This window comes from Synechococcus sp. W60.1, from assembly GCF_047461575.1.
Classification (GTDB): domain Bacteria; phylum Cyanobacteriota; class Cyanobacteriia; order Thermostichales; family Thermostichaceae; genus Thermostichus.
The window spans coordinates 396,982-414,856 of the sequence record NZ_JANSHL010000001.1 but is presented as its reverse complement, the minus strand read 5'-3'; the positions used below and the strand labels follow the sequence as shown (position 1 = coordinate 414,856).

Annotated in this window: 21 protein-coding genes; 12 read left to right on the top strand and 9 right to left on the bottom strand. The window is 56.4% G+C overall.

Features of this window, described 5'->3' with window-relative positions; all coding sequences use genetic code 11:
- Window positions 1-13: 13 nt before the first annotated feature.
- Window positions 14-628 carry a Holliday junction branch migration protein RuvA gene (gene ruvA / locus NW805_RS01940; RefSeq protein ID WP_414381256.1) on the top strand — a complete coding sequence of 205 codons (615 nt, stop codon included), beginning with the start codon at window positions 14-16 and terminating at the stop codon, window positions 626-628.
- Window positions 625-1,233 (top strand): nicotinate-nucleotide adenylyltransferase, encoded by a 609-nt coding sequence (gene nadD / locus NW805_RS01935; protein ID WP_011432197.1) that lies wholly within the window; start codon window positions 625-627, stop codon window positions 1,231-1,233. Before ruvA ends, nadD begins: the two co-directional genes overlap by 4 nt.
- Window positions 1,234-1,419: 186 nt before the next feature.
- Here the strand turns inward: nadD and psaC are convergent, their stop codons facing one another.
- Window positions 1,420-1,668: a photosystem I iron-sulfur center protein PsaC gene (gene psaC / locus NW805_RS01930; protein ID WP_011432199.1), complete on the bottom strand. Its 249-nt coding sequence runs from the start codon at window positions 1,666-1,668 to the stop codon at window positions 1,420-1,422.
- Window positions 1,669-1,868: 200 nt separating this feature from the next.
- Here psaC and NW805_RS01925 point away from each other — a divergent pair, with 200 nt between their 5' ends.
- The gene (locus NW805_RS01925) at window positions 1,869-2,261 is read left to right on the top strand and encodes a hypothetical protein (protein WP_238376872.1); all 393 of its coding nucleotides are present in this window, start codon (window positions 1,869-1,871) and stop codon (window positions 2,259-2,261) included.
- A 26-nt stretch (window positions 2,262-2,287) separates the two neighbouring features.
- On the opposite strand, the gene NW805_RS01920 is transcribed toward NW805_RS01925, so the two are convergent.
- The 5 genes from NW805_RS01920 to NW805_RS01900 all read right to left on the bottom strand — a co-directional run bounded on the left by NW805_RS01920 (window position 2,288) and on the right by NW805_RS01900 (window position 6,693).
- Window positions 2,288-2,650 (bottom strand): DUF3493 domain-containing protein, encoded by a 363-nt coding sequence (locus NW805_RS01920; RefSeq protein WP_414421464.1) that lies wholly within the window; start codon window positions 2,648-2,650, stop codon window positions 2,288-2,290.
- Window positions 2,651-2,653: 3 nt separating this feature from the next.
- The gene (locus NW805_RS01915) at window positions 2,654-3,295 is read right to left on the bottom strand and encodes a hypothetical protein (RefSeq protein ID WP_011432202.1); all 642 of its coding nucleotides are present in this window, start codon (window positions 3,293-3,295) and stop codon (window positions 2,654-2,656) included.
- Between the two features lie 135 nt (window positions 3,296-3,430).
- Window positions 3,431-4,732 (bottom strand): gamma-glutamyl phosphate reductase, encoded by a 1,302-nt coding sequence (locus NW805_RS01910; protein WP_414421463.1) that lies wholly within the window; start codon window positions 4,730-4,732, stop codon window positions 3,431-3,433.
- 146 nt (window positions 4,733-4,878) lie between these two features.
- Window positions 4,879-5,331, bottom strand: a complete 453-nt coding sequence (locus NW805_RS01905) for a hypothetical protein (protein WP_414421462.1) — start codon at window positions 5,329-5,331, stop codon at window positions 4,879-4,881.
- A gap of 57 nt (window positions 5,332-5,388) precedes the next feature.
- Window positions 5,389-6,693, bottom strand: a complete 1,305-nt coding sequence (locus tag NW805_RS01900) for a mannosyltransferase family protein (RefSeq protein WP_414421461.1) — start codon at window positions 6,691-6,693, stop codon at window positions 5,389-5,391.
- A gap of 328 nt (window positions 6,694-7,021) precedes the next feature.
- Between NW805_RS01900 and gshA the strand changes: the two genes are divergently transcribed.
- Complete coding sequence (gene gshA / locus NW805_RS01895; protein ID WP_414421460.1) at window positions 7,022-8,158, top strand: glutamate--cysteine ligase; 1,137 nt, start codon at window positions 7,022-7,024, stop codon at window positions 8,156-8,158.
- A 212-nt stretch (window positions 8,159-8,370) separates the two neighbouring features.
- On the opposite strand, the gene NW805_RS01890 is transcribed toward gshA, so the two are convergent.
- The gene (locus NW805_RS01890) at window positions 8,371-9,117 is read right to left on the bottom strand and encodes a TVP38/TMEM64 family protein (RefSeq protein ID WP_414350142.1); all 747 of its coding nucleotides are present in this window, start codon (window positions 9,115-9,117) and stop codon (window positions 8,371-8,373) included.
- An 80-nt stretch (window positions 9,118-9,197) separates the two neighbouring features.
- Window positions 9,198-9,548, bottom strand: coding sequence for a phenylpyruvate tautomerase MIF-related protein (locus NW805_RS01885; protein ID WP_011432208.1), 351 nt, complete (start codon window positions 9,546-9,548; stop codon window positions 9,198-9,200).
- Between the two features lie 194 nt (window positions 9,549-9,742).
- Between NW805_RS01885 and NW805_RS01880 the strand changes: the two genes are divergently transcribed.
- Window positions 9,743-10,126: a RidA family protein gene (locus NW805_RS01880; protein ID WP_011432209.1), complete on the top strand. Its 384-nt coding sequence runs from the start codon at window positions 9,743-9,745 to the stop codon at window positions 10,124-10,126.
- 17 nt (window positions 10,127-10,143) lie between these two features.
- Here the strand turns inward: NW805_RS01880 and yidD are convergent, their stop codons facing one another.
- Window positions 10,144-10,413 (bottom strand): membrane protein insertion efficiency factor YidD, encoded by a 270-nt coding sequence (gene yidD / locus NW805_RS01875; protein WP_414421459.1) that lies wholly within the window; start codon window positions 10,411-10,413, stop codon window positions 10,144-10,146.
- A 231-nt stretch (window positions 10,414-10,644) separates the two neighbouring features.
- Between yidD and NW805_RS01870 the strand changes: the two genes are divergently transcribed.
- From NW805_RS01870 to NW805_RS01840, 7 genes are all read left to right on the top strand, one after another.
- Complete coding sequence (locus NW805_RS01870; RefSeq protein ID WP_414381229.1) at window positions 10,645-11,961, top strand: MFS transporter; 1,317 nt, start codon at window positions 10,645-10,647, stop codon at window positions 11,959-11,961.
- A 93-nt stretch (window positions 11,962-12,054) separates the two neighbouring features.
- Window positions 12,055-12,945, top strand: coding sequence for a SpoIID/LytB domain-containing protein (locus NW805_RS01865; RefSeq protein ID WP_414381226.1), 891 nt, complete (start codon window positions 12,055-12,057; stop codon window positions 12,943-12,945).
- Window positions 12,946-13,319: 374 nt separating this feature from the next.
- Window positions 13,320-13,586, top strand: coding sequence for a CRISPR-associated endonuclease Cas1 (locus NW805_RS01860; RefSeq protein WP_414344071.1), 267 nt, complete (start codon window positions 13,320-13,322; stop codon window positions 13,584-13,586).
- 61 nt (window positions 13,587-13,647) lie between these two features.
- Window positions 13,648-13,926 carry a CRISPR-associated endonuclease Cas2 gene (gene cas2, locus NW805_RS01855; protein WP_414421458.1) on the top strand — a complete coding sequence of 93 codons (279 nt, stop codon included), beginning with the start codon at window positions 13,648-13,650 and terminating at the stop codon, window positions 13,924-13,926.
- Window positions 13,927-14,022: 96 nt separating this feature from the next.
- On the top strand, window positions 14,023-14,751 hold the full coding sequence (locus tag NW805_RS01850; protein WP_414421457.1) for a hypothetical protein: 729 nt from the start codon (window positions 14,023-14,025) through the stop codon (window positions 14,749-14,751).
- The gene (gene cas10, locus NW805_RS01845; RefSeq protein ID WP_414421456.1) at window positions 14,684-17,161 is read left to right on the top strand and encodes a type III-B CRISPR-associated protein Cas10/Cmr2; all 2,478 of its coding nucleotides are present in this window, start codon (window positions 14,684-14,686) and stop codon (window positions 17,159-17,161) included. The genes NW805_RS01850 and cas10 overlap by 68 nt, the downstream gene beginning before the upstream one ends.
- A gap of 310 nt (window positions 17,162-17,471) precedes the next feature.
- Window positions 17,472-17,843, top strand: a complete 372-nt coding sequence (locus NW805_RS01840; protein WP_414421455.1) for a type III-B CRISPR module-associated Cmr3 family protein — start codon at window positions 17,472-17,474, stop codon at window positions 17,841-17,843.
- The last annotated feature ends 32 nt before the right edge of the window (window positions 17,844-17,875 follow it).

Below are 17,875 nucleotides of genomic sequence, written 5' to 3'. Positions count from 1 at the left end.
TTGGACTCGCAGCATGATCGCGTTTTTAAGCGGCCACCTTGTGGCCATCGAATGGGGAGAGCGCAGCAGCCTCACTGTTGAGGTGCAGGGGATCGGCTATCGCGTCAAGGCCCCAGGACGTTTTCTCAAGCAACTGCCTGCAGTGGGGGAGCCCGTCCGGGTGTTCACCCATTTGGTGGTGCGAGAGACTGAGCTGGTGTTGTACGGGTTTGGCTCGCCAGCCGAGCGGGACTTGTTTGTGGAACTCATCAAAGTCTCGGGGGTGGGGCCGGCTTTGGGCTTGGCCCTGCTGAATACCTTCAGCCTGCCGGAGCTGGTGCAGGCGGTGGTGACCGAAAACGTGCGCCTGCTCTCCCTCACGCCGGGGGTAGGCCATAAAACGGCCCAACGGCTGGCCCTGGAGCTGAAAACCAAGCTGGCCCACTGGCGACAGGGGATGGGGGTTGCGGATCAACCCTTGGCCGGGGGGCCGCCCATGCCCATCCGAGAAGAGGTGGAAATGGCCTTACTGGCCCTGGGCTACAGCACTCAGGAAATTCAGGCTGCCTTGCAAGCTCTGCCCACTCACCCCCGCCCAACGGAAGACTGGCTGCGGGATGCCATCACCTACCTGAGCCAGCAGCCATGAAGCACCGCCGCATTGCCATTCTGGGTGGAACCTTCAACCCTGTACACCACGGCCATTTGATCATGGCAGAACAAGCTCTTTGGCAGTTTGACCTGGATCAGGTGCTGTGGATGCCCGCCGGGGATCCCCCCCACAAGCCTCTGGCCCCTGGTGCCAGCAAAGCCGACCGCCTGGCCATGGTCAAGCTGGCCATTGCCGACCACGAGCGCTTCGCCTGCTCAGAGCTGGAGATCCGCCGTTCGGGGCGCTCATACACCATCGAGACACTGCGCACCCTCATCCAGGAGCAACCCAATACCCAGTGGTACTGGATCATCGGCGTGGATGCTCTGCGGGACCTGCCCCAGTGGTATCAAGCGGAAGAACTGGCCCGCCTCTGCCATTGGATTGTTGCCCCACGGGTGGATGCCGGCGATGCCGCCCAGGTGCTGCAGGCGGTGGCCGCAAAGCTGCCCATCCAAGCCCAAATCCTGGAAGCCCCTACCCTGACGCTCTCTTCCACCTACCTGCGACAGCAAATCCAAAAGGGAGGGTCTATCCGCTACCTGGTGCCCCCTGCTGTGGAGCACTATATCCGTCAGCACCGCCTCTATCTGCAGCCCTAAAGGAAAAAAGGGGGCGGATCCCCCCTCTAGAGTCACCAAACAGCTTAAGACCTGCCATACGCCACAGCCTCTCCCCGGAAGAGGGAAAGGCTGGAACTGGGTTGGGAAGTAAACTGCTTTTCTGGTACTCTGGAATACTTGTGCTCTGTGGGCAGTTGAGAGTGGGGTTGCGGCCAGGTGCCCCCATCAGTAGGCTAAGCCCATGCTGCGGGTGGTTTCGGGGCCAAGGTAGACTCGGATGCTCAGAAAATCGGTGGGACAAGCGGTTTCACAGCGTTTGCAGCCAACGCAGTCTTCGGTGCGGGGAGCGGCAGCGATCATGCCAGCCTTGTTGTTCCCCTTCCAGGGCACCATCTCCAACACGTCGGTGGGACAAGCCCGCACACACTGAGTGCAGCCGATGCAGGTGTCGTAGATCTTGACCGAGTGAGCCATTAGCGTTCTCCAGTCGAGCAGGTTGAAACGTTAAAAAGAGGTTTACCGAATCGGCAGGGCAGCAGCATCGCTGCGCAAGTGCCCTCAGTGTACAGTAGTCCTGGGAAGCCTCCAAAATCTCCGATCCAAATGTTCAAACAAATTTACATCCGGTGGGCCAATGGGAAGGTTGCTGGGGTTGGGCTAGGATCGGCCTGAAGATGACAGGACAAGGGATCCCGAACATGGGGCGCTCGGTGCAAGATTGGCGAAGGCAAACTCAGGGCAATCTGCGTCGTCTGGGGCCAATTTTGCTGGAGATCTTCGAGGAAAACGTCCCTCGCCTACGCCGCTGGGATCAGCAGCTCACCGACTGGGTGCGCAGCCACCGCTGGGGGGTGGATCCGTCTCTGCCCAAGGTGGCTATCTATGTCCTGGGCGCAGTGGTGATCCTGGCGATCCCACTTCTCACGTTTGTGGCTTTGGGGGCCTTTCTGACCTTTCTGGGTGTCCAAATTGTCCAAAAGTGGTCACAAGGGGATCCCGCTCGCCAAACTCAGCGCCGCTATCTGCGCAGTGCTGACGCGGATGATGATGACTTTGATCTGGATTGAGAAAGGGGCTGCGGGGAATGGGCGGGCTAACTGTCCGCCGACCGTTGGGGCTCCTGGGAGTCTTGCTGCATGCCCAAGCGTTGTTTGACCTGTCTGATCACCTTCTGGTGAGAGCGGTTTTCCAGCCTGTTCAGGCCGATGGCGCCGGCCAGGATCCCCAACTGTAAGGCCAAGCTGGGCAAGGTGGTGTTCAAGTCCCGTCCCGCCAGGGCCTGAAAGAAAAACACAAACGCCCCAATGGTAGCCGAGAACCCCACCGCCAAGTAGATGAAGCGCCGCAAGCTGCGGTAGGGAGCGGCCAGCTCCGTCAACAGCCTCACCTGCTCTGCTGAAGAGGGATCCCGCCGCTGCGACAGGGGCGATCTTGGCTTGGGATCGGAGTCTGCCATTGGCTACACCTCCTCAGGCAACAAGAGGGGCTCCCGACCGGAAACCCCCGCCAAAACGGCTTCGGCAGCGCGGCAGGCGGCCAGAATATCTCGCTCTTCCCCTCCCAAGTACACGCGGCCAAAGCTACCGAAAGGCATCACTTCTAGGATGTTGATCTGGGCAGATTTTTCTGCCTCGTTGGCAGCCAGGGGGGCATAGCCTGCCGGTTGCACCTCCAGGATGTAGAGGGTTTGGCCAGCCAGGAGCATTTGGCCACGGCGGGAACGGTTAATCAACTGGGTTTGGTGGGGATCGATGTTGCGGATGATCTGGCTGGAGATGATGCGGGGCTTGAGGCGCTCCTGTTCACTCACCCCTAAGGCAGCCAGAATCGCCCGTCCGGCGGTGCGGGTATCCCCTTGGTTGCTGGAGTGTACCTCCAAAAGGCCGTAGAGCCGCTCCACCACCTGCAGCCCCGGCCTCACCGAGGTGGCCTTCAGGGCAATATCCATAACGCGGTTGATCTCGATGCCGGGGGAAATCTCGACCCACAAAGAAGTGTCCCCAGGCAGGGGCAAAAAGCCGTAGGCTACTGTGCCCAGATAAGCAGCATACTGGGGTTGCAGCCGATCCAAAAACACGTAACTGCGAAGGTCGATCCCCAAAAAAGTCCTCCCTTTGGGCTCAGTTGGATGGTGAGCTGATGGCGATCTACATTCTCATTCTCCAGCCTCATCCCAGCTCTTGGATCTTGGGCAGACCGGCCAACCTTGGCGCATCAGTTGGGTTGCTGCCCGGCTCTACAGATCGCCCTGAGCCACCACCTTCACCGTTGTCAAAGCTTCCACGTCGATGGGCCCGCGCACGTGCAGCCGCTGGGTAGAAATGCCCAAAGACAGGTCGCGAAACGCTCCCAACGTGGGGATCCCAGCTCCCCGGCCTGCCGAGAGGGGGGAAGTGTTGATGTGGATCAGGGCGGCATCTACTTCCTGGAGAAAGCGCTGGGCCGCCGATTGGCTATCGGTGAGGATCGTCTCCGATTGACGGCAACCATTTTTGTTAATCCAGGCGATCGCCTCCGTCAGGTCGGCAATGGGCTGCAGGCGCAGATGAGGTCGTTCCGTCGAGTCAAAGCCTTGCCCAAGCGGCTGGAGCTGCGGGAACTGTTCCAGAATGGAGGCGGCTGCCTGGATATCGATCCCGTGACCCAGCAAGTCCTCAATCAAGGCGGTCAGATGGTTGGTGGCCCAATCGGTGTGGATCAGCAGCCAGAGGGTGAGAGGCTGATAGATGGGGATCCCTTCTGAGCCATACTGGGCGAGGGGATCCAACAAAACCGACTTGACCAAAGGCCAAGGGGCGGTGCGATCCAGATAGATGTGGCCGTAGCCCAAATGGGTAGCCAGAGTCGGCACTTTGCTGGCCTGCAACAGGAACTCCACCCAGCCGGGGCGACCGCAGGGAATCACCAGGTCTAGGTAGCGGGTTTGCTGTAGCAACGGCAACAGTGGGGAATCTGCTTGGGGATCCGCCGTTTGGTCTTGGGCGGGCAAGGTTTGAATGGCCCCTTCCGGGATCCCGTGCTCATAAGCCGTCTCTGCCAACAGGTTGACCATAGCCTGGTGGGTTTTCTGGATGGGACCGCTGCTGGCCAAAATCACGCCATTTCCTGTTTTTAGGCACATGCCAATGCCATTTAAGGCAAACTCGGGGTAGATTTCGTAGACCAGAGCAATCAACCCCAACGGGACGCGGTAGCGGCCAATAAACAGGCCATTCTCCTGGCGGTGCCCTTTCTCCAGCTTGCCAATGGGATCCGGCTGCTGGGCCAGGAGAGTCAGCAACTGGGCGGATCGCTGTAGACGCTCAGGGGTGAGCTTCAGGCCGTTGAGGATCCACTCTGGTACGGTTTGCTCGCGGCAACTTTCCAGGTCGAGGGTATTGGCTTCCAGGAGCAGATCGGAGCGCTCCAACAAACACCGCGAGAGAGCCAGCAGGGCCTGGCGCTTGGTTTGGCTGCTCAACCGCTGCATCTGCGGTAGTAAGCGGCGTACCTGTCGCAGAGTGGTACCTAAGTCAAAGTCTGAACCGAAATCTGTCACTTGAACTTCTCCCGCCTAGCCCATTAGAGACAGATCCGCCGCTTTCTCCAGACCACTGCTAACACTGCTAACAAGAAATGGTTGGATCCACAAGTGCTGGGGCTGCCAATTCTGGAGACCAGTCGCTGGAGAAAATCTCACTCACCTCAGGGCCGCCGCAGCAGCAGGATCGCCGTTACCATCAGCAGCGTTAGCAACAAGCCGAGAATCATGAACCAACTGAGCAACTGGGTTTGGTTTGGGAAGAGCACTGCGCCGATGAACCCAACCGCCAAGACAATGCCCAAGCTGAGGGTGAGGCCCAAGAGCGCGGATCCCTGTAGGGTGTTTTCCCGCCGCAACACCCATTGGTAGCCGTTCCAGAACCACATTTTGCGATAGGGATAAGAAACGGCCAGTTGCTCGATGTACAGGCGGTCGGGGGTGATGGCAAAAATATGCTGGCAGCGGCTACACCCGAAGGCTTCGGTTAGGGTGATCAGGCGCAACTGACCTTGGTGGCAGCACGGGCAGGGGTAAATTTTGGTGGGCTCAAGGGTCTGAGCGACACGCGGGGTTGATTTTCGATGGGGAAACTTGCGGGGAGAAGAGAAGGCCACAGCTCTCAGCCGGTGAGAAGTTGGGATCCCTCACATCCTATCCCCAGCCAAGCCGGTTCAAGCTACCCAAAGATGTTGGGCGTAGCGCCAAGTGAGGATTTGGTTTAGGGCAAAAAAAATGAAAGCCAGCAGCCCATATCCCAGCTTCAAGGCGACACCAAGATAGGGCCGCATCCGCTGGGGGATGAAGCTGAAATCGGTGTGTTTGGCCCAATGCACCAACGCCAGCACCTGCACGATGTGAACCGGCAGGCAATAGCGGCTCATGCTTCGCTGGCCCAGGGAACTCATGGCAGCCGCAGTGATGTAAAACATGGCCCAAGCAGCCAGGTGAAATCCCAACCGCTCCCGCCAACATTGGCTTTTACCCACCATAACTCCTGCCGCATCCATCAAGCCTGTAACAAGCAGGGATCCCAAGGTGAGAGGGACAAACAGTTGACTGGCAGAAATTCCCCATCCTCCATCTCTCAAAGCAGCAGAAGAAGAGAATAGGGACTGCCAATAGCCAGGGGAAAAGAGGTGGGTATAAGTGTGAGCTTGAAGAATGGCCAGGTAATTGGGAGAACTGGGGCCAAGATAGGACTGCATTTCCATGTAGAGATCCCAGCGGCCAAAGCGAAGCTGACAATAGAGGAAAAAGCCCAGGCCACCCAACAGAGCCAAGCTCACTACAATACCTGTCCAAAACCAACAGCGGAATCCAGCTCTCTTCACCGGATTCAAAAGATTCAGAAAAGGGAGCAATGCCAGCGGCAAACCCAAAATACGAGTAGCACTCATAGCGAGGCCGTGGATCCCAGCTAAGAGCATTCGCCGAGGGGAGTCCAAATAAACTGACCAGTAGAAAAAGCCCAACAGGCTGGCCATAAACAAAGGTTCGCTGTAGCCCACGACCAGGTAAAAGCTGGTGGGATAAAAGAAGATGAGCAAACTGGCCAAAATTTGCCAGAGCGGGGAGACTTGCCACCTGCGGTAAAACAGGAAAAGGTAAACCCACATCAGCCAGCAAAAGAGCTGAGCAGTTAGGTAAAGCCCCAGTTCAGGGTCAACTCTCAAAAGGCGGCTGATTCCGGCCACCGCCAGGGGATAGCCGGGGAAAAAAGCCACGTTGCTCTGCTCATAGGCAATCTTGTCAAAGCCCACAAACTGGTACCCTCGCCGCGTGATGCCGAGATACCAATGGCTATCCCACTGAGTTAGGCCCTTGAAGATGGAAACATAATCGCTCTCCTCACTCCAGAGGGAGATCATAAAGATCTGCAGCACTGTCAAGGCCAAACTGGGCAACAAGATTTGCCCTAAGAAAGGGGCAAGGTACTGCCGACCTCGCTGCAACAGATGACTGAGAGGAAAGCTCATCGCTGAATCTTTAAAGACGGAGATGTCACTTCGATTTCTTCTTGGTAATCATCTTGGTAATCATCGGCAAGGTTCACCTGCCAGAGGTCGTGGTTCCTTTTTGATCTCCACCCTAAGGCCCTGTGGATTCCTTGCCAAAGTCTAGGACTTTTGAGATACCGCTTGGTTCAATTGACACCCTCTAAGAGTGAGAGTGTAAATATTATAAAACGGCTCTAAAACAGGTCGAGAAACTTCCCTACCATCGGCCAATTCCCTGCCAAACCCCAGGACAATGAGGGGAGAAGAGAAAGGTTAGACTGGTGAGGCTGCGGCTGGAGGCTGGCCTGTGCTGTTAACCAAGGGCTTTGAGGTGGAAATGTACACCGGCACCGCCGCCGGGGAAGTGGTGGGCTTGTCGGATCGCATTTGCCAGGCTTTGCCAGGGTTTGTGCGGGAGCCGGATCGGCGCAACGTGGAGTATATCACCCCTCCCCTTCGCCGCTACGAAGACCTGCTCTGTGCCTTGTTGCGGCCTCGCCTACAGTTGCGGCAATTTTTGCGCCGTCTTGGCCCTTACACCCTTCTGCCAGGGAGCACGCTAGCTTTGGGCGGCAGCGACCACTTCGAGCGGTCGGATCCCGGCAACCCTTACCACGACTACATCGAGCGCACCTATGGCACGCGGGTGGTAACTGCTAGCATTCACATCAATGTTGGCCTGCCAGGTACCGAGGCCATCTTCCGGGCCTGTCGCCTGCTGCGAGCGGAAGCATCTCTCTACCTAGCTCTGAGCGCTTCCTCTCCTTTTCTGGACGGACGGGTGACGGGATCCCACTCCAGCCGTTGGCAGGTGTTCCCCAAAACGCCGGCTCAGGTGCCCTTCTTCCGGGATCACGCCCACTACATTGCCTGGATCCAGGAGCAGCTAGCCTTGGGCACCATGCAGAATGTGCGCCACCTGTGGGCCTCGGTGCGACCCAACGGCCCGGAGCGGCCCTACCACCTCAACCGCGTGGAGCTGCGCATTTGCGATCTGGTGGGGGATCCGGTAATGGTTCTGGCGATTACCGCCTTGGTGGAAGCCCGTCTCTGGCAGTTGCTGGCCCAGCCGGAAGCGCTGGATCCCTTGCGGGGGCCCTTTACCCCGACAGAGCTGGAGAGCCTTTGCGAGGCCAACGAGCAGGCTGCTGCCCGAGAATCGCTGCAATCTCGTTTGGTCGATTGGCAGACAGGCCGGGAACGGGCGGCCCAAGAGTGGATCGAAGAGCTGCTGACCGAAGCTTGGCGTATTGGCCAACCTCAAGGCTTGGGCTGTTTTCTAGCTCCCTTGCAAACTCTGCTCCACCAGGGCAATGAGGCCCAACGCTGGCTGAAGCAAGTCAACCAGGGATCCACACCTGCCCATGTGTACCAACAGGCCATCCAGGAGCTGGCCGAACAAGACCGAGAGAGGCAGGAAACTCTCTGTCAAGCTGTCGGCTAAGCCTCTGCCCAACGGTGAGCGTTCTCAACCCGGTGCTTTCTACACACTAGCTCGCCGAGCCAACTTATAGTCATTTCAAACTGGATTGAGACACTCCTACTGCTGCCCAAACGCTCCGCGCCGCTTCCGCGACCACCTCCAGTCCTTCTCCCAGAGAGAGAGGAGTTGGGAAGCAATGCAACAGATTTCATTCTTGTTTAAAATGCAATTCCCTAGGCAGGCTCCACCGCTTCTTGTAGGGCTTTGCGGGCAATGCGAGTGACGTAGACGGTAGCGGCTATGGTGGCGATGAGCCCCACGAGGCGAACGACCCATTGGGCGGTTTGAGCCTGAGGATCCAACTCCGCGCCTTCCATGTCGGCCAGGGATCCCGCCAACGAGCCGATGTACACATACATAAAAGTGCCCGGCACGATTCCAGCGGTGCCCAGCAAGTTATCCAGAAAAGAAATTTGGGTCAGCCCCAGGGCGTAGTTGAGCACATTGAAGGGAAACGCAGGCGACAGCCGAATCAGGCCGACTATTTTCCATCCCTCACGTCCCAACGCTCGATCGATGGCCGCAAACTTGGCGTTTCCCTCAATCCATTTCACCACCTGTTCCCGCGCCAAGTAGCGCCCGATTAAAAAAGCCAAGTTGGCTCCAATGGTTGCCCCGATCAGCACGTACACAGTTCCGGCCAGCAACCCGAACACGGCCCCTGCCCCCAAGGTCAGCACCGAGGCTGGTAGAAGCAGCACCGTCGCTACAATGTAAATGGCAATGAAGAGGATTGGCCCCAGCAACCCCAAGCTTTCAATCCAAGCCAGAGCTTCGGCGAGCCAGTCTTGAATAACTCCAAAAAATCCCAATCGATGGGCTGCCCAAAAGATAAAAATGGCCAAGCCCAAGCCGGTAGCAAGCTTAAGCAAAATCCGCTGCTTTTGGGGATTTGTGTTGAGTTGAGGTAGCTCTTCCATTGGCTAAACTCCTACAAAGTTCTTGTGAGGCGAGCTAGGGCAAGCCAGAGTAGACAGCTCTTGGAGTGGGGGAAGTATCTTTACCCGAAAGTCGTGCCGTTCCATCCCCAAAGATAGCCTTTGGCATCGCTGAACTCAATGTAAATCCTCTTCTTGGGGATCCCCAATCGGGCCTCGATGGTGCCGCAAAAAAACTCGCTCATGGCTCGGGTTTGTTGGGCGGAAAATTGCCCGATACTCTTGATTTCTAGGTAACAACAGGGATCCCCACTGCCGGCAAAGGTCATCGGGATCCCACCTTCAAAGGCAGTCATCACGTAGGCTTCCGACTTGCCCAACTGTTCAGATAGAGCAGCAGACAGCACCTTGAGCAGTTCCTCTACTGCGGCGATTTCTGGTTGCACAGACGTTTGCAGCTTGATCAAAGGCATGGATCCCTCTCCCTATCAACACCCTATCAACAAATTCATCTTGAAATTCATCTTGGCATTCTCAGCCCCGCTCTTCGGCAATCCACCTGTGGTAGCGTAGCGACAGAGTTGGGCAAACCTCTATGGAGCAGACGAAGCCGGCCAAGCCAGAGATCGGCCACCAGCAGGGCCAAATCGGGCCAGGCCCTTGTGCTGTGCAAACTGAGGCTGCCCCCGCTCCTGTCGGCCCTTACAGCCAGGGCGTTACTGCTCTGGGGCCGTTTCTGTTCACCGCCGGACAGGTGGGCCTGGATCCCAAAACCGGCAAACTGGTGGGGGAGGACATTGTTTCTCAAACTCGGCAGGCGTTGCTGAACGTGCAGGCAGTGCTGGAAGCGGGGGGCACCACTCTCGCCAATGTGGTGAAGACAACGGTTTTCCTGGCCGATATGGAGGACTTTGCGGCCATGAACGAGGTTTATCGAGAGTTTTTTGCCACCGATCCGGCTCCGGCCCGCTCTTGCGTGCAGGTGGCTCGCCTGCCCCTCAATGCCCGAGTAGAAATCGAGGTTGTGGCCTGCTACCCACAATCGACCTAAATGTCTCCTGAGTCCGGCTAGTGGAATGGTTTCTGGGTCGGCGCGGATCCCGGCAAATCGGGAACTGGATCGTAGCCCCCTGGGTGCCAGGGATGACAGCGACAGAGGCGACGGAGCCCCAGCCAACCCCCACGTAGGGCACCGTAGCGCCGCACCGCTTCCAAGGTGTACTGGGAGCAGGTGGGGTAGTAGCGACAAGCAGGCGGCAGCCAAGGAGAAATACCCACCTGGTAACCCCGGATCAGGGCAATCAAGCTGCGAGTGAGGGGATCCGATCGTTCAGGCATGGGTCGGAGTCCAAAAAGCGCATCTCTAGGTAACTTGAGGTTAGCTGTTATCCCAGACTGGAGGCGCCTGCAAAGGCGAGCAGGGCCGGTTCCCAGCCCCAGACCATACGGTTACAATCAGAAAGGTTAGCACCTAAATATTTCGGGCTGAGGGATCCGGCGAAGGTGGGCTTATCCTAGGGCGCGGTTCTGGGAGAACGCTTTGAGTTCCATTTTGCATAAGGAGTTGGCGTGAGGGTATTCGGGCAGCTGCAGCCGGCACAGCGGCGCAACTTGGGCATTTTGTTTGTGGCTGGGCTGCTCTTTTGGGCCAGTTTATCCTCGCTGCTGCCCACGTTGCCTCTCTACGTCAGAGATGCCGGTGGCACCAGCCAGCAAGTGGGCTGGGTAATGGGGGCCTTTTCGATTGGGTTGCTGGCCTTTCGCCCTGCGTTGGGTCGCCTGGCGGATGGCCACAGCCGGCAGATCGTGCTGCTTATCGGCATGGGGGTGGTGGGGATGGCCCCCATAGGATACTGGCTCTCCGATTGGATCCCATGGGTAGCGCTGGTGCGAGCCTTTCATGGGGTTAGCATCGCCGCTTTTGCCACGGCCTATGTGACTTTGGTGGTGGATTTTGCCCCAGAAGAAAAACGGGGTGAGATCCTGGGCTACATGAGTTTGGTCAATCCGATCGGCGCAGCCATTGGCCCTGCTTTGGGCGGCTTTTTGCAGGAGTTTGCCGGCTATGGCCCTTCGTTTCTCTTCTCTGCTCTGCTGGGGTTGGTGGGCTTTCTTTGTACCCAACTGGTTCGAGAACAGCGGCGTGAGCATTGGGGATCCCTGCCGATGGATGGGGCCTTCTGGAGCTTTCTGGGCAGCCCGAAGGTGCGCTCCCTCGCTTGGGTGATGTTTTTGGTGGGGTTGGCCTTCGGCACCCAGACCACCTTTGTGGCCTTGTTAATCCAAGAAGCCGGAGCTCCCCTGAATCCAGGTCTTTTTTATACGGCAGTGGCCTTTGCCAGCTTTGGAGTGCGCCTGCTCACCGGTCGCGCTTCCGATCGCTATGGGCGGGGGCCATTTATCTCCCTCAGCTTGGCCACCTATGCCTTGGCAATGGGGATCCTGATTGTTGCCAACAGCACCGGCGCTTTTCTGGCTGCTGGGATCGTGGTGGGTTGCGGTTTTGGTACTTTGATCCCTCTCATCTCTGCCCTCGTGGCCGATCGCTCGGAGCCGGCGGAGCGGGGTCGCCTGTTTAGCTTGGTGATGTGCGGGTTTGATTTGGGCATTGGCCTGGCGGGGCCCCTTTTGGGCACCTTAGCAGCGGGATCCGGCTATCGAGCCATGTTTGGCTATGCGGCTCTTCTTTCCTTGGCTTCCTTGGGTTCTTTTCTCTTCTTCTCCAATGGGCGACCGGGGGACTCGCTGCGCTTTGCCTTGGGCCTGGGGCCGGATAGCTCTTCGGTCCATCTAGAGGGCGGCCGCAATCGGCTTGGGTCGCAAGAACCCGACCCTCTGGAGCCGCCGGATCGGCCCGCTCCGCTGGAAACGGGATCCCGTTCATAGATAGTTCCATACTCAGATCCCCCACACCCCGTCAAGAACTGAGGCTCAAGCCCTCTGCAGTTGCTGCCAACCAACCGGCCCATTTCTGGAAACTTGCCTTATCCTAAGCTGGAGTTGGTGTACAAAAAGCAACTCTGGGCACGGGCTATGGAAGCGCGGCATTGGCTGGCCCTGATGGGATCCCTGGTGGTCAGTACCTTCTGGGGATGGGTGGAAGCCGTCTGGGGGGTGACGGTGCGAGTGCAATTGGCCGATACCACTGCCCCTCTGGTGGTAGGCGTTTCTCTCCCTGCCCAACTGATCAACGGTCGGGGAGAGGTGCTGGCAGATCTGCCCCCTATGCAAGGGTTTTTGGCTCAGCCCAGCCCTCAAGGGGTGCGTCTGCATGGGGTGGTTGACCCGGCGTTGTTCATCGAACCTCAGGAGGGTGGCCTGGTGGCAGTGAATGGCCGCTGGTACTCCGGCAAGGTGCTCTTGACTGGCTACAACATGGTGATGGCCATCAACTACGTGGATCTAGAAGACTATGTGGCCAGTGTGGTGGATGCAGAAATGGGATCCCGGTTCTTCCCAGAAGCCCTGAAGGCGCAAGCGGTGGCAGCCCGCAGCTACGTTCTTTACCATCGCAATTCCCGCGGTTGGTTTGATGTGTTTAGCGATACTCGCTCCCAGGTGTACCGAGGGCTTTCCCAGCGGTCGGCAGCCGCCCTGGAAGCAACACAAGCCACCCGTGGTGTGGTCATGGTGTATGGGGGTCAGTTTGTCAATGCCATGTACAGCGCCAGCAGCGGCGGCCAAACCGTCGGGGTGAGTGGGATCCCTTATTTGATGAGCTTACCGGATGTCAGCCCCTATCCCAAGTTTGGGCATGGCATTGGCATGAGCCAGTGGGGCGCCCAAGAATTGGCCCGCCGAGGCTGGACTTACCGCCAAATTTTGGCCTACTACTACCGAGGGGTCAGCTTTGCTCGTTTGCCAGAGTGAGACCTTCAGTGCCCTGATTTGCTCTGTCTCGTCTGCGTCAACCGAACCGCGGCTTTTGGGCCTGAAAGACCTCTTGGGCTTTGGGATCCCCTCGCTGAGGGCGGTGTTGAACTCCACTTCGGTCATGGTGCTAGAGCCGAGATAGTAGCCCCAACGATACACCAGATCCCCAAGGATGCCGTAGTGTCTCAGGGTTTGCAGATCTTTACATCAGGAGCGCACCGTCACGAACGGATCCCACACCAGAAACCCTGCTCTGCTTTTTCGCCATTCGCATCTTCCCTTACAGCATTTTTGGGCCTGACTTTTAACTTGAAGAAGACCCCGTTTTGTTCCCACCTCAGCTTCAATTTTAGGCTTCTGGGAGTGGCCTCATGGGTAGAACACTCTATGTGTCCCAACAGGATTGCTACCTCAGCCTCGACCAGGAACGCCTGGTTGTCAAACGGGCTGGAGCTGTTCTTCAACAGGCTCAATTGCCCCACTTGGATCAGATTTTGATCTTTGGCCATGCCCAAGTCACAACCCAACTGATCCAGAGTTGCCTAGAGCGCAACATCCCCATCGCCTATCTTTCCCACATGGGGTACTGTGCTGGGCCGTCATCAACCGGCAGGTGCAGACCTACAAGCAGTTTGTAAATGATGTAAATGATCAGATCCCTGTTTACTTGCCGTTCCTCATCCGCTGAGGGGATCCCACATGCAGCTCTACGTCATCACCTACGACATCCCCGACAACAAACGACGCAAGAAAGTCTCTGACTTGCTTGAAGGCTATGGCCGGCGGGTTCAGTACAGCGTCTTTGAATGCCGACTGGAGCAGCATCAGTACCAAGACTTGAAACGCCGACTTCAACCTCGTCTCCGTTTGCCGGAAGACCACGTTCGTTTCTATCCCCTCACCGACCACACCCTGGCCAAGGTGGAAAGTTGGGGTGGGCCAGGGGTGCTCTCCCCGCCGGGATCCCTTGTTGTTTAGCAATATGAACTATTTTGCCGTTCGCGTTACCGGTGGCAGCAGGATATAGGTACCCATTTATGCTGTTGTTCAAGTGTTCAGGAGGAAGTGGAACTAATGGAAAAATCGGTGGAAACAACAGCCTATTTTCGTCGAAAACTGTTTGCCCTGCTACACGATCCCCAGCTCAAGTCTTTGTATCAGTACAAAAACGGCAAAGGCCCTTGGCAGCAGGTGGCGGAGTTGTATCATCACGGGGCGGAGTTGGAGGAGTGGTGGCAGTCTCATCAGGGGGTGATTTCGGATCATATTGCTGCTGCCTCAGATCGATTGACCATCAGAAACATCTATAAAGATGCGGAGCAACTGGGCGGGCTTACTCAAGTGGAAGTGCGTCACCCTCTGTCTGGAGAAAAGCAGGATATCCAGATTTGGAATCAGCTAACCGAAGCACAACTGGAAGAGATTCAAAATCGGATCATCCCCTATGAGCAGGTGCGCCATGCAGATCCGGAAAAAGCCTTCTGGTGGTTCTGGCGGTTTTATCCCCAGTTGGTGGTTCAAGAAACTGGGATCAACACTCCCGCCGCTCTTTTGTTGCCTGCCGACACTCGCATCCCAGACTGTCCCATCCACGATCACAACAGTATTGTCTCGGCGCTGGCCGGGGCCTTGTTCCCGCGTGAGTGGCAACCCTCGGATCCGATCTCTCGCGCTGATCTTTATGTTGTTCACCTTCTCTCCAGTGCAAGAGTTTATCAAATCTTCCAGGAAATTATTGGACTTTTGGTCTGGATCCTATCTGCTGCACTACCTGAGTGCCCGCCTCTGCTGGTTCATTGCTGAGCGCTACGGGCCGGATGCCGTGATTACCCCTTCTCTGTGGGGTCAAGAGATCATCGATGCCTGGATCCTGAAGAAGTTCCCGGAGTTTGAGTGCTATTTCCGAGAGATTGACCGGCTTGATAACTGCCATGGAGATGCCCAGGGATCCACTCCCATAACTCGATTCAACGATCACGTGCCCACCAGTCTAAGCACTGCCGGATTTCCCAACGTGATCACGGCTCTGGTGCCCAGAGAAGAGGCCAAAGCCTTTGCAGAAAAAATCACGCAGGAGATGCGCAAAATCTGGAAAGAGGTTGGAACTAAAGTCCGAGATCATATTCGTGAGAGATGTGTACAAACTCTCAATGATAGAGGATCGGAAATATGGGAAAAAATTGCCCCAACCATGGGAACTACCGAAGGATCCCACATCAACTACGAAAGAGAGTTTGAGAAATGGAAGCACCAATCCAATTGGGAATGGAATAAGCTTTGGGAGGCTCAGCTAGATCATACTTGGGAAAGCTATTGGACTCTGGTTCCGCTGGGGGATCCCGACAAGCCTTTGCAAGCTAAAACTAAAGATCCCGACTACAAGTCCTGGAAAGAATCCCAGCAAACTCTAGCCCAAAGCCGAGTTGAATTGCCGACCAACCCTGAAGAAAAAGCCTATGGGAATTTGAATGTGGACACCTGGTGGGGCAGCTTGCAAGCGCGTTTGGGTCAGTCGATTCAGGCTATTAAAAATACCCGCACCTGGCAGATCCCGGTGGCCCCTGGGGAGCGGTCTACCCTCTCAGGCATGTACAGCGCGGTTCACCCCAATTTGCTCTATCGGGATCGATTCCGTGAAGGGGCAGGGTTGCCGGCGGGATCCCTGCGCATGTTCTGGAAACTGATGGCCGAAGTTTATCCGGGGCTTTTCAACGGCTCGGAGATGTTGAACGCGGTGGAACTGACCAAACGCATGGCCTGGAAGTATGGGGGCATTGCCAACTCTCTGGGAGTAGCCGAAGAAGAGGACGATCTGGAAAACCTGATCCGGTTTCCCAACCTCAGCTCCATTGCAGCAGCCCGCTTTGCCCATGATGCTCCCGAAAAGGTGAAACAGTATTGGCACGTGTTGGAGAAGCAGATCCGACAAGTTCTGCCGGAATATCGGGATCGATTTGGATCCCTGACGCGCCGCCCTTTTCAGGTGCCGAAGACGGATGAGCAAATGATTCCTGATCCCCAACCCCTCTCCCAGCGGACGAGGGGAGAAGCACCCTACAACGGAGTGATGTTTTCCAGCAGATGGCTGGTGGACGATCTGGGGCTCCAGGATCCTGAAGATATTGCCCTATTGCGAGAAGCCGTGGATCAAGCCCATCGACAGGTGGGTCTAACCGGGGGCAGTCCCTCCGACTGGTGGGTGATTGTACTGGCGGATGGAGACAACATGGGCAAGTATGTCAGCGGCTCCAGGCTACACCCCTATGAGACCTACCTGCCTGAAGATGTTGCCGATCAATTGAAGAAGAATGGCTTGGAGTGGCAGGAGCTTCTGCAAAATGTCAAAAAGCGCATGGGGCCAGCCACCCACGTGGGGCTTAATCGGGCCTTGTTGGATTTCTCCAATCGACTAGTTCCTTACCTGACGGAGAAACGCTTCTGTGGTCGGGTGGTCTACAGTGGCGGAGACGATGTCATGGCTCTCTTGCCCTTAGAAGATCTGCCCGAATATCTCCTCTTCCTGCGCGCAGCTTGGTGTGGGAATTGGTGTGGGAAACGGGATCCCAAAGACGAGTTCAGATTTGAAGGAGGATTTTGGCATCCCCAGCCGGGTAAAGATCTCTCCGGCCTGCCCAATCGTCCCCTTTTCACCATGGGCGAAGGAGCCACCATGAGCATCGGCGTGGTGATCGCCAACAAAGGGATCCCTCTGCCCACCGTCCTGGAAAATCTCTGGGAAGCTGAGAAGCATCGAGCCAAGAAGATCCCTGGCAAGGATGGTCTTTGCTTCCGGGTCATTTACCAATCCGGGAATACCCTGGAAGCTCTCATGAAAGGGAAACTGCTGGAGCAATGGTGGGACTGGTTAAAGCAAGGGCCGGAACTGGATCTGGGGCCAGTGCTATATCGTTTGGCCGAAGAACTGCCGCTGCGCTGTGTGATCTCTGCAAATAACAAGCTGTTTAAGCTGGCCACCACCACAATTTTGGCGCGACTAGACCGAGCTGAGAAGCTGGAACCTGTTCGGGAGCTTTTGGTGAACTGGATCAATGCCTGGGAAAGCTGGGCATTCGAGTTTCAAGGCAAGTCAGAGGCTCTGGGCACCACTCCTAGAGATTTGGGTAATCTCTTGAGATTCTCAGCCTTTTGGATAGACAAGAAAAAACAACGAGATGATTGGATCAAAAAACCTCAGGAAATTGAGGCAAAGTAAGAGGATCGAGATGCGGTTACAAGACAAAGCCAAGTTACGAAATATTCACCCCTGGAGAGTTGAAGATTACCATCACATGATCGAAAACGGTGTGCTGACCGATGCCGACCGGGTGGAGTTATTAAAGCCGGGATCTGGGATGACTGGGTTGTTGATGTCAAGGCCAAGGAGAGCGCTCTTTATCACACCTTGCGGAAGGTTTTTATCAAGAAGTGCAAGTGGTTAAAGAGCGTGATTGCCTCTCTCCTTTGGCTTTCTCTGAGGTCACCTTCTGTGTCGAAGATTTATTTCCACAAGGCAGGTAATTCTTATGTCTGAAACTCAACTGTACTGGTACGCCCTAGAGCCTATGGATGTGCTGCTCTTTCGCGAGAGCAAACCTTTTTCTCCTGGCAAGGGATCCTGGGCGAAAGGATTATTTCCCCCTATGCCCACCACGATCTTTCAAGCGCTACGCTCCGCCCTGCCCTACACCTCAGACAAGGCTCGAAATCTCAAGTTCCTGGGGCCATTTCTCCTGGATGAGCAAGATACGCTCTGGCTACCCGCTCCCAAGGATCTCCTGGCTACGGGTCAATCGGATCCCCATGCTGATCCAGACGCTATCCCAGAAGATAACTTCGAGGAGAAAATCCGGGGAGACAAGTACTCTCGTCTGCAGCCGGTCGAGGGGTATCCTTGAAAATCTATCGGCTGGGATGATCAAAAACTCCC

What these genes read in the sequence shown, in the direction of transcription:
- ruvA (WP_414381256.1), top strand. Translation starts at nt 14, where the DNA reads ATGATCGCGTTTTTAAGCGGCCACCTTGTGGCCATCGAATGGGGAGAG.
- nadD (WP_011432197.1), top strand. Translation starts at nt 625, where the DNA reads ATGAAGCACCGCCGCATTGCCATTCTGGGTGGAACCTTCAACCCTGTA.
- psaC (WP_011432199.1), bottom strand. Translation starts at nt 1,668, where the DNA reads ATGGCTCACTCGGTCAAGATCTACGACACCTGCATCGGCTGCACTCAG.
- NW805_RS01925 (WP_238376872.1), top strand. Translation starts at nt 1,869, where the DNA reads ATGACAGGACAAGGGATCCCGAACATGGGGCGCTCGGTGCAAGATTGG.
- NW805_RS01920 (WP_414421464.1), bottom strand. Translation starts at nt 2,650, where the DNA reads ATGGCAGACTCCGATCCCAAGCCAAGATCGCCCCTGTCGCAGCGGCGG.
- NW805_RS01900 (WP_414421461.1), bottom strand. Translation starts at nt 6,693, where the DNA reads ATGAGCTTTCCTCTCAGTCATCTGTTGCAGCGAGGTCGGCAGTACCTT.
- NW805_RS01890 (WP_414350142.1), bottom strand. Translation starts at nt 9,117, where the DNA reads ATGGAAGAGCTACCTCAACTCAACACAAATCCCCAAAAGCAGCGGATT.
- NW805_RS01885 (WP_011432208.1), bottom strand. Translation starts at nt 9,548, where the DNA reads ATGCCTTTGATCAAGCTGCAAACGTCTGTGCAACCAGAAATCGCCGCA.
- yidD (WP_414421459.1), bottom strand. Translation starts at nt 10,413, where the DNA reads ATGCCTGAACGATCGGATCCCCTCACTCGCAGCTTGATTGCCCTGATC.
- NW805_RS01860 (WP_414344071.1), top strand. Translation starts at nt 13,320, where the DNA reads ATGGGTAGAACACTCTATGTGTCCCAACAGGATTGCTACCTCAGCCTC.
- cas2 (WP_414421458.1), top strand. Translation starts at nt 13,648, where the DNA reads ATGCAGCTCTACGTCATCACCTACGACATCCCCGACAACAAACGACGC.
- NW805_RS01850 (WP_414421457.1), top strand. Translation starts at nt 14,023, where the DNA reads ATGGAAAAATCGGTGGAAACAACAGCCTATTTTCGTCGAAAACTGTTT.
- NW805_RS01840 (WP_414421455.1), top strand. Translation starts at nt 17,472, where the DNA reads ATGTCTGAAACTCAACTGTACTGGTACGCCCTAGAGCCTATGGATGTG.